The sequence below is a fragment of the Bdellovibrio sp. CKG001 genome (assembly GCF_055397465.1).
The window spans coordinates 1,012,314-1,023,953 of record NZ_AP029173.1; the positions used below are offsets into that span (position 1 = coordinate 1,012,314).

The 11,640-nt window shown below is 49.7% G+C and carries 10 protein-coding genes; 6 read left to right on the forward strand and 4 right to left on the reverse strand.

The genetic code is table 11. The features are described 5' to 3' along the window. The first annotated feature begins 8 nt into the window (after positions 1 to 8). From tyrS to ACZ50P_RS04975, 3 genes are all read left to right on the forward strand, one after another. Complete coding sequence (gene tyrS / locus ACZ50P_RS04965) at positions 9 to 1,229, forward strand: tyrosine--tRNA ligase (RefSeq protein ID WP_464117805.1); 1,221 nt, start codon at positions 9 to 11, stop codon at positions 1,227 to 1,229. Positions 1,230 to 1,285: 56 nt separating this feature from the next. Further along, positions 1,286 to 1,945 carry a 2Fe-2S iron-sulfur cluster-binding protein gene (locus tag ACZ50P_RS04970; protein WP_464133928.1) on the forward strand — a complete coding sequence of 220 codons (660 nt, stop codon included), beginning with the start codon at positions 1,286 to 1,288 and terminating at the stop codon, positions 1,943 to 1,945. Positions 1,946 to 2,006: 61 nt separating this feature from the next. Further along, entirely contained in the window at positions 2,007 to 2,816 is an 810-nt protein-coding gene (locus ACZ50P_RS04975) for an alpha/beta fold hydrolase (RefSeq protein WP_464133930.1), read from the forward strand. A 55-nt stretch (positions 2,817 to 2,871) separates the two neighbouring features. Here the strand turns inward: ACZ50P_RS04975 and ACZ50P_RS04980 are convergent, their stop codons facing one another. The 3 genes from ACZ50P_RS04980 to ACZ50P_RS04990 all read right to left on the reverse strand — a co-directional run bounded on the left by ACZ50P_RS04980 (position 2,872) and on the right by ACZ50P_RS04990 (position 6,098). Continuing rightward, complete coding sequence (locus tag ACZ50P_RS04980; protein WP_464117799.1) at positions 2,872 to 3,198, reverse strand: HesB/IscA family protein; 327 nt, start codon at positions 3,196 to 3,198, stop codon at positions 2,872 to 2,874. Between the two features lie 108 nt (positions 3,199 to 3,306). Further along, entirely contained in the window at positions 3,307 to 4,494 is a 1,188-nt protein-coding gene (locus ACZ50P_RS04985) for a cysteine desulfurase family protein (protein WP_464133933.1), read from the reverse strand. Positions 4,495 to 4,571: 77 nt separating this feature from the next. Next, positions 4,572 to 6,098 (reverse strand): hypothetical protein, encoded by a 1,527-nt coding sequence (locus ACZ50P_RS04990; protein ID WP_464133935.1) that lies wholly within the window; start codon positions 6,096 to 6,098, stop codon positions 4,572 to 4,574. A 184-nt stretch (positions 6,099 to 6,282) separates the two neighbouring features. On the opposite strand from ACZ50P_RS04990, the gene ACZ50P_RS04995 reads away from it, so the two are divergent. From ACZ50P_RS04995 to ACZ50P_RS05005, 3 genes are all read left to right on the forward strand, one after another. Then, entirely contained in the window at positions 6,283 to 8,577 is a 2,295-nt protein-coding gene (locus ACZ50P_RS04995; RefSeq protein WP_464133937.1) for a vitamin B12-dependent ribonucleotide reductase, read from the forward strand. 109 nt (positions 8,578 to 8,686) lie between these two features. Further along, the gene (locus ACZ50P_RS05000; RefSeq protein WP_464133939.1) at positions 8,687 to 9,880 is read left to right on the forward strand and encodes a S1 RNA-binding domain-containing protein; all 1,194 of its coding nucleotides are present in this window, start codon (positions 8,687 to 8,689) and stop codon (positions 9,878 to 9,880) included. A gap of 163 nt (positions 9,881 to 10,043) precedes the next feature. Beyond that, positions 10,044 to 10,409 (forward strand): hypothetical protein, encoded by a 366-nt coding sequence (locus tag ACZ50P_RS05005; protein WP_464117790.1) that lies wholly within the window; start codon positions 10,044 to 10,046, stop codon positions 10,407 to 10,409. A 3-nt stretch (positions 10,410 to 10,412) separates the two neighbouring features. Here the strand turns inward: ACZ50P_RS05005 and ACZ50P_RS05010 are convergent, their stop codons facing one another. Beyond that, positions 10,413 to 11,513 carry a competence/damage-inducible protein A gene (locus ACZ50P_RS05010; protein ID WP_464117788.1) on the reverse strand — a complete coding sequence of 367 codons (1,101 nt, stop codon included), beginning with the start codon at positions 11,511 to 11,513 and terminating at the stop codon, positions 10,413 to 10,415. Positions 11,514 to 11,640 lie beyond the last annotated feature (127 nt).

The window sequence follows — 11,640 nt, forward strand, 5'->3', positions numbered from 1 at the left end:
TTAGGTAAATGTTTTTAGACCCTAAAGAACAGCTAGAAAGAATCAAGTTCGGTGTCGCTGAATTTATCAGCGACGAGGACATGCTTAAAAAACTAAAGCGTTCCAAAGAAACCAACAAGCCTTTGAATATTAAATTGGGTGCGGACCCGACTCGTCCGGATATTCATATCGGACACACGGTTGTGATCAACAAACTGAAGACCTTCCAGGACCTGGGGCACAAGGTGTCTTTCCTGATCGGGGACTTCACGGCGATGATCGGGGACCCGTCTGGAAAAAACACCACACGCCCGATGTTGACTCGGGAAGAGATCGAACAAAACGGTCTGACTTACGCCAAGCAGATCTTCAAGATTCTGGACCCGGACAAGACCGAGATTGTGTACAACTCTTCCTGGATCATGAAAATGAATCCGGCGGAGTTTATTACGATGACTTCCAAGTACACGGTGGCTCAGATGCTGGAGCGTGAGGATTTTACCAAACGCTATAAGTCAGGAACTCCAATTGGTATTCACGAGTTTATCTATCCACTGACACAAGGTTACGATTCTGTGGCTTTGAAAACAGACGTGGAGCTGGGGGGGACTGATCAGAAGTTCAATCTTCTGGTGGGCCGTGCGATGCAGGGCACTTACGGTCAGGAGCCTCAGTGTGTGCTGACGATGCCGATTTTGGAAGGTATCGATGGCGTGAATAAAATGTCCAAGTCTTTGGATAATTATATCTCTGTGGTTGATACGCCGAAGGATATGTTCGGTAAGACCATGAGAATTTCTGATGAACTGATGTTCCGTTGGTATGAACTTCTGACGGATATCACGGGCAATCAATTGGCACAGTTGAAGACCGATGTGGCTGAAGGCCGCAAGCACCCAAGAACGGTGAAAGTGGAGCTGGCGAAGTTCCTGATTAAACGTTTCCATTCCCAGTCAGAGGCTCAGGCGGCGGAAGACGAATTCAACCGCATCTTTGTTGAAAAAGGTCTGCCGGATGAAGTTCCTGACTTTGAAGTTGCGCCAGAGTCTCAAGTTGGTTTTGCGGCGTTGTTGGTCAAAGCAGGTATGGCTGCTTCTAACAGCGAAGCGGGCCGTTTGATTCAAGGGGGCGGTGTTCAGATTGATGGGGAAAAGGTTTCTGATCCTCGTTTGAAGATGGATCTGCTTTCCGGCAAAAGCTTTGTAGTTAAAGCTGGTAAAAAGAAGTTTGTTAAAATCGTAGTTAAGTAATGTGCCCTGGGCCAGAGGAATGGCCCGGAGCTTGTTTGTTTCAAAGGATCTTGGTTATGAAAATCAAATTTTTCCCTCAGAATATCGAAGTCGAAGGAACTCCCAATAAGAGCCTTTTGCAGATTGCGACGGAAAATAAGATTGAGATCCGCTCGATCTGCAAGGGTGTCCCATCCTGTGCGGAATGCCGTGTCCGCATCAAAGAGGGGGAATCCAATATTCTTCCTCCGAACAAGGCCGAGCTGAATTTGATCGGGACCAGTCATTTTATCGATGGTCGTCGCTTGAGCTGCCAGGTTCATTGTTATGGTGACGTGACAGTGGATTTGACTGAGCAAGTGGAGCGTATCGAGAACCAAACCAAGAAGATTCGCGGCTTCCGCGCCAACAAACACATCGAATCCAAGGCTGTGAACGACACGATGCTATTGACGGAAAAGCCGGAAGATAAGCCGACCCAGGACAAAGTCCAGGCTCCGCCACAAGTGCAAGGGGATGAAAAACGCCCTCAGCCGCAGCAGCAAAAACAGCCGCAGCAAAAGCAACAACAGCAGCAAAAGCAAAAGTCGCAGCAGCAGCAGAATCAGCAGAAGGCTCAGTCTGGTAAAAACCCGGGCCAGAATCAGGGACCTCGTCAACAGCAGCAGCCAAAACAGCCGCAGCAGAAAACGCAACAACAACAAAATCAGCAGCAAGACAGAAAGCCGCAGAAATAGTCTGCGGTCTGGACTTAAGCGCAGTGTCCTGTAAACAGATCTTTACCGATACGTTTCATGGATGTCACACAAGATCACTTTCCGGGAACGGGGACAGGGGCCGCTGCTTATACTTCTTCATGGCTATGGAGGAAGTGTTCACCATTGGGATTCTATCGCTGAAACCCTGTCGCAGACCTATCGCGTGGTCGTTCCGAATCTAAGCCATGTTTATATGAGCAGCGATAAGCTGTTTTTCACAGTGCAAATTGAAGTGCTGGCGCGCTTTATTCAGGAAAACTTCCCGAACCAGCGGGTGCATGTGGCGGGCTTAAGTTATGGTGGGGCTCTTTGTTGGGGGTTGGCGACACACCATCCTCATCTTGTGAAAAAGACGGTCTTAATCAATCCGATGGTGACGGACCCCATTCGTTATTTCCTGCCTAAAGAGTTGAAATTTTTCTTCTCGATTCCACTGAATCTGAAAAGTGTCTATGTAATGCTGTCGACACCCATGGGGCGAAGTTTCCTTAAAAGATCGGCGCAGATTTTTCGTGATGAACGCAGCGAAGGGGCAGTGTCGGTGGAAACATTGAAGGGACGCAAGCTGCAGTTTGTGGCTCATATGATTCATCATTTTTCATGGATTCTTCGGTCTGAGGACTGGGCCTACTGGAACACGCGTCTTTACACTTACCGTGGGGACTGTCGTTTGATTTATGATGAGCAGGACTTGCTGTTTAATCAGGAAGCCTATCGGCAATTTGCCCGCCATATTGGCTGTGAAGATGTGGTGGCCCTGACCGGGGCGGGGCACTTGGCCATTAAGACAAAGCCGGAAGAAGTGGCACGATTGATTCAAGAGTTTATCAGCACCGCTGTTGCCGCATAAAAAAAGAGAGCTCACACGAAGCTCTCTTTTGGATATCAATATTTAAATTCAATAACTAAACGTTAAAGCTGGAACCGCAACCGCAATGTTTGTTTGCATTGGGATTGTTAAAGACAAAACCTTTACCGTTAAGTCCTCCGGAATACTCCAGTGTCATGCCCAGAAGGTAAAGCATGCTTTGGGAATCAACAGCCACTTTCTGACCGTGAGACTCAAAGAATTTGTCCCCTTCACGGGTGACTGTATCAAAATCCATCTTATAAGACAGACCAGAGCATCCACCTTTTTTGACTTCCACACGCAAGAATGCGGCCTCTTCTTTGCCTTCTTCTTTTTTTAATGTCGCAAGCTTCTGTGCTGCCTCAGGTGAAATGTTAATCATGGCGAACTCCTTTAACCACTGTACGATGGGGGTAGTATACCACAGCTGTCAAGGGGTTGGGAGGCTTCAAATAAGCCTCGGGTTGATATGTGTAAATATATGAAAATACTACTTATTTATGGCGTTCTTCAGGATTTGAGCAGCTTTCATCAGTTCCTCCTGCGTTGTCCAGCGGCCCAGGCTTAAACGCAAAGAACACTGCACTTCGTCCGTGGAAAGTCCCAACCCGCGCAAAACATGGCTGACCACCATGGCTCCGGTGCCGCAAGCGGACCCCGTGCTGACTCCCAGCTTTTGCAGGCGGGGCAGAATCTGCTCAGTTTTGATACCCGGCAAAGTGATATTCAAATTGGCCGGAGATCTTTCCGTAGGGTGGCCATTTAAGCGAACTCCGGGAATGGCTTCTTGAAGCTGCTGCCACAGGAAGTTGCGAAGCTCGGTCATGTGTTGAGTTTCAGCAGTCAGATTCTGCTGACAGATTTCACAAGCCACTCCGAAACCGACGACCGCAGGCACATTGACGGTGCCAGAGCGCAAACCACGTTCCTGGCCGCCACCATAGATCAGCGGATTGAGTTGAACCTTCGGGTCTTTTCCGCGAATGTAAAGGGCACCGACCCCTTTAGGGCCGTAAATCTTGTGACCAGAGAAGGACATCAAATCAATGCCCATGTCAGTCACATTCACGGGGATTTTTCCCGCGGCCTGAGTCGCATCGGTGTGCAGATAGATCTGATGTTCCCGTGCAATCTGTGCAATTTCCGGAATCGGATTGATCGAGCCGATCTCGTTGTTCACCCAAATGAAGCTCATCAACTTTGTATGCGGTTTGATGGCCTTTTTGATTGCTTCAGGTTCAACCTGTCCGTATTTGTTCACGGGAAGAAAATCAACTTCGACCCCTTGTTTTTGTACAGCCGCCATGGCTTTCATGATCGAACTGTGCTCAATCTGACTGGTAATAAAATGAATCGGAGCTGTGGGGTTTTCTTCGCGAAGTTTGGAAAGCAGACCGAAAATAACCCAGTTATTGGATTCTGTCGCGCCACCTGTGAAGGTGATTTCCAGCGGACGGGCTCCGATCAGGCTGGCCACTTGTGTGCGCGCCTTGCTGATGGCATTTTCCGCCACCCAACCCCAATGGTGACCTGCGCTGGCCGGATTGCCGAAGAGATCTTTAAAATAGGGCTCCATGGCAGCAAAGACCCTTGGGTCTACCGGAGTCGTGGCGTTGTAATCCAGATAAATAGCGCTGTCTTGTTGCAAAGTAGTTCCCATCGGACGTTCGGAGCTCATTTCCATATGTCCTAAGAGCTAAACCTTGCGCGGGCGCGGGGTCAATAAAAAATCAGGAAAGTGCGCCTTGGCGTGCTTTAGGCGGGAACTTTTTCTTTCAGTTTTTCCTCAAAAAGCTGGATTTTTTCGTTCAGGAAGTTTTGGGCTCGGTATTTGTCCAAATCCTGAATTTCAGCTTTGAGAATATGCAAATTGGACACGCCCTGGCTTTGCAGTCGCTCTTTTTGGACGGCGAAGAACTTGCTGCCTCGGGGCGTGTAAAGGACGTATTTGTTATTCTTAGGCAAATAAATATAAACGTTGAACTCGACGGCCACATCACCGGCAAGTTCATTCAGATGAATACTGGCCATTTCCTCATCAGCAGAGGCTCCGGTGCAGATTTTCACATCCGGGCAGGGGAAGAAGGCCATGGCCACTTCCTGTCCTTCATGCACTGATTTGCGCAGAAATTCTGCTTGAGCCAGGGCCCAATCCTCAAAAGGGACCTCTTTTATTTTCAACTGCATCGGATCACTGTCTTCGATGTGTTCACCGTTTTCTTTCAGAAAGCGGAAAAGTCTTTCACGTATTTTGTTGATAAAACTGTCATCGATCTTGCGATCTTTCCCCATGGCGGTGATCAGGTAACCTGAAAAACGCGGGGATTCGACCACGATGCACGAAGTGTTGGTGGAGTCCTCAATGGCCTCCGCTTCAGCAAAAGAAGTTTTGATGCACGACTTGTCCAGGGCGTTTTTCGCTCCACGAAGAATGATCGAGTCCTGTTTGGAGGCCGCCGGATTTTCTTCAATCTGTTCCGGGGTGGTGCGATCCTTTTTCTTTTTGCGTCCCTCCATCGGGGCCCAGGAGGGGCCGTTATTTCGCAACGGGCCGCTGCCAGTAGGCGAGCCCAAAGAGGGGTCGTCCGCCGGGGATTGTTGGCGGGCCCATTCCGGCCCAAGCCCGTTGTTGGTGGCAGAAGTATGCGACGCCATCGTCGAAGCCGGGCCTGTCATCATTCCATTCATAGAGTTGTTGCCGGTCCCAGGGATCATGCCGCCCACAGAAGAACCGCCCGGGCCGTGGGCCATGGTGCTCATTTCGTCGCCACTGAGAAGTTGTTGCAAAATGCTATGGGCACTGGACATGTCCCCGGCGGGGCCTTGGCCTTTGATGGATATGACTCCGTCGGCGCCTTCTGCTGGAGCAGCACCACGATTAAAGCCGGCGGAGCTTTCGCGGATCTGTTGATCTTTATAGTATTTGTTGACCGTCCTCTCGACGGCGGGCCCGGTGACGGGAGGATAAAGAACGTATTCGGTGTTGCAGCTATTGAGCAAAGTGAAGGACGCTGCAGAGTTGCTTTCTGCAAACGCGATCACACAAACGGGGAAAGCCTGGGTCAAAATCTTGGGTAGATTGCGAACTTTCCGGTTGGGATGGTCGATGCTGACCAGAACAAACTGTGGTTGTTCCTGAACAAGGAAGATCAGGGCTTCCTTAAGATTGGTTGTGGATTTCATGGTCCAATCGCGATTGCGAAGAAAACCCTCAACGGCCCCCAGACTTGCCGGGTTTGATTTAATAATGAGGAGCTTCTTTTTTACCGGGTCTTGACTCATTCCCCACCCCTGTGTTGATTCTTTCTTAACGGTTTGCTGACAGACCTGGACAAGCTTCAAGGATTAAAGGCAAGACATGTTGCAAAAGCTTAACACAATCCCGGCCTTTGGTTGGTGGGGCTTTCGAACAAGTGTGAGGGGCTTCTTGCTTGGCTACCCCGAAAAGTCCCACTAGACTGTAATCATGAAGAATAAAACACTGCACAGTCCGTCTTACTTCGTCCCTGCGGGCAAGAATCCCGAAAGCCTTTTTTCCTGGAAAAGAGTCCACTGTGAAATTCGCAATCGTAAAGGGGAAACGTTCTTTGCGATGAAGAATGTGGAGGCCCCGGAAGGCTGGTCGCAACTGGCAATTGATATTGCCGCCAGCAAATACTTTAGGAAGGTGGGCGTGCCGCGAACGAAGCATGAAACTTCGGTTCGTCAGATGGTGGATCGGGTGGTGAAAGCGATTGTCGCCTCGGCATTAAAGCAAGGGGGCTATTTTAGCTCGCGCAAAGAAGCGGACATCTTTGGAAAGGAATTGAAATACATCCTGCTGTCCCAGCGGGGCGCTTTCAACAGTCCGGTGTGGTTTAATGCTGGCCTTTGGGAGGCCTACAAGGCCGATTCCCCCAGCGAGCATTTTGCCTGGGATGAAAAGAAAAAGTCCATTCAACCGACAACGAATGCTTACGAGCGTCCCCAGTGTTCAGCCTGCTTTATTCAAAGTGTGGACGACAGTATCGAAGGGATCTTTGATCTGGCCAAGACCGAAGCAAAGCTCTTTAAATACGGCTCGGGGACGGGCACTAATTTTTCCAAAATTCGCAGCAAATATGAAACCACAGGGTCGGGTGGAAAAAGTTCTGGTCTGATTTCCTTTCTTGAAGTTTTGGATCGTGGTGCGGGGGCTATTAAGTCCGGTGGCACCACTCGGCGTGCGGCAAAGATGGTGGTGGTCGACATTGATCACCCTGAAGTTCTGGAATTTATTGACTGGAAAATGCGGGAAGAGCAAAAGGCTCATCTGCTGATTGCCGCGGGCTTGAGTGCGGATTTTGAAGGCGAGGCCTATAGAACTGTTTCCGGTCAGAATGCCAACAACTCTGTGCGTGTTACGGATGCCTTTATGAAGGCGGTGAAGGAAGATCGTCCGTGGAAACTGAAAGCCCGAATGACGGGAAAATCTTTGCGTGAAATCCCGGCCACAGAAGTCTGGGGGCGTATCACCAAGGCGGCGTGGATGTGTGCGGATCCGGGAATCCAGTTTCATAACACGATCAACAAGTGGCACACCTGCCCTGAAACAGATGTAATCAACTCCAGCAATCCTTGTTCTGAATACATGTTCCTGGATGATTCTGCTTGCAATCTGGCTTCAATAAATCTGGCAAAGTTCCTTGGTGAATCTGGAGACTTTGATTTTGAAGCTTTCATTCATACGGCACGCACGTTGTTTGTCGCTCAGGAAATACTGGTGGACTATTCCAGTTATCCGACGCTGAAGATTGCGCAGAATTCGCACAACTATCGACCTTTAGGCCTGGGGTTTGCGAACCTGGGAAGTTTGTTGATGAGAAAAGGCATTCCTTACGACAGTGAGGAGGGCCGCGCCTGGGCTGGAGCCTTGACCTCTTTGATGACGGGTGTCGCCTATTTGACCAGTTCGGAGATGGCGCGGGCCAAAGGACCTTTTGACGGCTTCCGTCGCAACCGTTCCAGTATGCTGAAGGTGATGAAGATGCATGAGCGGGCCGTGGGAAAAATTCCATGGCGCTTGTTGCCAGCCGGAGTGGACAAGGCTGTTAAAAATCTTTGGAAGGGCGTCTTGTACAATGGCACAAAGCATGGATATCGCAATGCTCAGGCGACGGTGATTGCACCGACGGGAACCATCGGCCTTTTGATGGATTGTGACACCACGGGGATCGAGCCGGACTTTTCATTGATCAAATTTAAAAAACTTGTCGGCGGCGGTGAGATTCAAATCGTCAATCAATCTGTTGATACGGCCTTGCAAGCCTTGGAATATCCACAGCCAGAGCGTCAGGCAATTTTGAAGTATATCGAGGAAAACAACTCCGTTGTGGGCGCACCTCACATACGCCCTGAGGATGTGGCGGTTTTCGATTGTGCAACAGCTCCCCCGGGTCATCGCGTCCTTTCTCCAGAAAGCCATGTCCTGATGATGGCGGCGGTGCAACCTTTTGTGAGCGGAGCTATTTCAAAAACAGTCAATATGCCCAGCACGGCCACCGAAGACGATATCAGTCGCATTTACTTCCTGGCCTGGGAGCTGGGCGTGAAGGCTGTGGCGGTCTATCGGGACGGCAGCAAGCAAAGCCAGCCCTTGAATCTGAAGGAAAAGCCCAAGGTGGTGGAGGAGGTCTCGGTGCCGAATTTCACCATGAAATGCCCAGAGTGCGGGAGTGACACAGTGCTGACTAGCGGATGTTATCGCTGCCCCAACTGCGGCAGCACTGTCGGTTGCTCATAAAGCGGGGGTAAAGCCCAGGGGAAGGGGCTATGGCTTTGTGCGGCGGTGCTGGTCAAAGGGGTGGGCTGCCTTTATTCTCTATCTTCTCTTTAAACTTAAGGACTGCTTTATGTCTAAAAAAGATATTTTTGGTGATGATGTTCCTGAATCAAAGGACTTCGCTTCTTTTGAAGAACTTTTTGCTCAATCTGAAAAAGGTTTGAAAACTCGTTTGAGTGTCGGTGATCAAGTGCATGGCGAGATTCTTTCTATCGGGAAAGAAGAAGCCTTTGTTTCCACCGGAACACCGACCGATGGTATGATCCTGACGAAGGATCTTTTGGATGAAAACAAGGAAGTAAAATACAAAGTCGGTGATTATATCGATTGTGTTGTGACGGCGATCAAGGGCGGTGAAGTCCGTCTGGCAAAAAAAGGTTCTTTGAATGCCTCCACAGATTCCTTGGAGGATGCATTCGATATGGAGCTTCCGGTGGAAGGCCGTGTGACTGAAACTTGCAACGGCGGTTTCCGTGTCAGCATCCAGGGTAAAACAGCTTTCTGCCCGATCAGTCAGATTGACAGTCGCTTTGTTCAGGATGCCAACGAATACGTGGGTAAGAAATTTGACTTCATGATCACGCAGTTGGATCCGAAAGGCCGCAACATCGTTGTGTCCCGTCGTAAGGTTCTGGATCTGCAAAAAGCCGAAAACGAAGGCACCTTCATGTTGAAGCACCAGCCGGGAGCTTTGTTGGAGGGTAAGATCGTGCGTCTTGAAAAATTCGGCGCGTTCGTGGAGCTGGAATCCGGTATCGAAGGGTTGATCCACGTTTCTGAGCTGTCCTGGTCTCGCGTTCATGATCCGAAAGAAGTTGTGATGCCTGGCCAACCGGTCACGGTGAAACTTTTGAAGATGGAAGAAATCGACGGAAAACTGAAGATTTCGCTTTCTTTGAAACAGGCTGACGGGGCGGGCAATCCTTGGATGACGGTTCCTCAGAAGTTCCCAGTGGGCACCGTGGTGCAGGGGAAAGTGGAAAAGAAAGAAACCTATGGTCTTTTTGTGAACATCGCTCCGGGTGTAACGGGTCTATTGCCACGTTCAAAATGGCGTGACTCTGTGGATGCCGCTCAATATGAAAACAAAAAGCGTGGTGATGATGTGACTGTTCAGGTGGATCAAATTCTTTTCGAAGAAAAGAAGATAGCCTTGGGGCTTCCTGGCGAAGTGGAAGACACCAGCTGGAAGTCTCATTCCACTGCAGCCTCTGGTTTGGGGGCTATGGCGGAAGCTCTGAAAGGGCTGAATCTAAAAAAGTAAAACGCTTAAAAAAACTTAAGATTTTCCCGCGAAAAAACCCCTGTATAGGAATATACAGGGGTTTTTCTCATATTTGGGCCCACCCCCTCAATAAAACTGCTGGGTGAGCCGATAAGTGTATCAGTCGGAGACCTCGCTTGAACGTACCACTGAGGGATTGATTATGAGCAACAAGATCACAGCCTATATCGAGGGCAAGCTGCTTGAGGCAGCCAAAGAAAAATGGGTTTTTCAACATTTTAAGTTTGAAGGTCATAAGCTGCGTCCGCTGGAGCGCAAGATGTACTTCGATTTTGGTGTGATCGAGGTCTTTCTGAATCCCAACGGCAGTATCGACATCGTCGGGGACTTTTATAAAAACAGCATCAAGGCCTCGGAATATGCCTCGGCTCAAGATGCCTGTGCCATGATCTATGATCATCTTCGTTATGCAGATCAGAACTATCTTCGTCTGATCGAGGCACCAGAAAACTGGACCAAGCAGGGATTTATCGAAAAGCTTTTCAGTGGCTTCCGCAGGGCGGGCTGATCCTCATAGGTTTTTCAGCCAGAAGATCACCGCCATTTCGGCAAAGTACTGGTGTCTTCGTTCTTTCATGTTCATGGTTTTATAGGGACTTGTGATGAAGTCTTTCACCTTTCGTCCGCGGTAATCCAGACTGACCTCGCAACTGTGTTCGTCCTTGGGAAGCAGGTGCAGATGAAGGTCCGCAGGGCTTTTGACTTCCCGGGATTTTGAAAAGCTCCACAGTTGATCTGTCATAAATCCGCGTAAGACCGGCATCAGACGGTTCATCAGAAACTGACCCGTGACCTCATCGATCACGCAAATGGATTTGATCTCTCGAAGTTTTTCGGCGAAAAGTTCGGCCACGTCGTCACCATCACGGGCGATCGTACAAAACTGCAGGGCTTCCGTCAGATGCTCCAGCGGTGCTTGCAGCTCCTGCTCTCGAGTGCGGTGAAACGAGGCCTTGATTTCGACATACGGCAGGTGAACGCGATAGCCCTTGTCCACCTTGATCCCGCGCAAAACCTCTTCCACGATCATAGCCACATCGGATTCGCCAATGCCGATCGTATCCCATTTGCGTGTGATGTAAGGATCCAGACCTTGGGTGTTCTGCTGCAGCCACTGGGTGATGCTCGCATTCCAGACAGCTTCGATTTCTCGGGGAGGTCCCGGCAGGACAAAGACTTTTTTGCTATGAGCCTCCAGGAAGAAACCATTGGCCGTGCCTTCTTTGTTGGGAAGCACCTGGGCCCCTTCGGGGAAGAAGCATTGCTGTTTCTGGATTTCTTTAACAACATACCCACGCGATGTCAGGCGGTCTTTCACATGCTGCCAGGAGCTTTCATCGAAGACGAGTTTCTTGTTAGCCCAGTCCGCCACCACATCCCGGGTGAAGTCATCTGAAGTTGGGCCCAGTCCCCCGGTGATAAAGATCAAATCTGCTTTTTGTGCGCAAAACTCAATCCCCTCTAGCATCAGATCGCGTTCGTCGGGCACCACTAAATGAGCTTGGGTCGTCAGCCCCAGGTCTTTGAGTTTTTTGGAGATCCAAGAAGCATTTTTGTTTACAATCTGCCCATCGGTCAGCTCTGTTCCAATACCCAAAACGACGGCTTTCATTTGTGATTCTCCTTAAGGCGCACCTAAAAAACTATTCCAAGGCATAATCAGCGTCTAGTACCTCTTGCTAAATGCTTGAAATGCGGCGCATTATTGTGGTCTAACCCTTGCCCCGAAGGCGGTCTCT

Bases quoted from the DNA above. Each gene is read 5' to 3' on its own strand.
- ACZ50P_RS04995 (WP_464133937.1), top strand. From the start codon at position 6,283: ATGAAGAATAAAACACTGCACAGTCCGTCTTACTTCGTCCCTGCGGGC.
- ACZ50P_RS04975 (WP_464133930.1), top strand. From the start codon at position 2,007: ATGTCACACAAGATCACTTTCCGGGAACGGGGACAGGGGCCGCTGCTT.
- ACZ50P_RS04980 (WP_464117799.1), bottom strand. From the start codon at position 3,198: ATGATTAACATTTCACCTGAGGCAGCACAGAAGCTTGCGACATTAAAA.
- ACZ50P_RS04990 (WP_464133935.1), bottom strand. From the start codon at position 6,098: ATGAGTCAAGACCCGGTAAAAAAGAAGCTCCTCATTATTAAATCAAAC.
- ACZ50P_RS05010 (WP_464117788.1), bottom strand. From the start codon at position 11,513: ATGAAAGCCGTCGTTTTGGGTATTGGAACAGAGCTGACCGATGGGCAG.
- ACZ50P_RS04970 (WP_464133928.1), top strand. From the start codon at position 1,286: ATGAAAATCAAATTTTTCCCTCAGAATATCGAAGTCGAAGGAACTCCC.
- tyrS (WP_464117805.1), top strand. From the start codon at position 9: ATGTTTTTAGACCCTAAAGAACAGCTAGAAAGAATCAAGTTCGGTGTC.
- ACZ50P_RS04985 (WP_464133933.1), bottom strand. From the start codon at position 4,494: ATGAGCTCCGAACGTCCGATGGGAACTACTTTGCAACAAGACAGCGCT.
- ACZ50P_RS05005 (WP_464117790.1), top strand. From the start codon at position 10,044: ATGAGCAACAAGATCACAGCCTATATCGAGGGCAAGCTGCTTGAGGCA.
- ACZ50P_RS05000 (WP_464133939.1), top strand. From the start codon at position 8,687: ATGTCTAAAAAAGATATTTTTGGTGATGATGTTCCTGAATCAAAGGAC.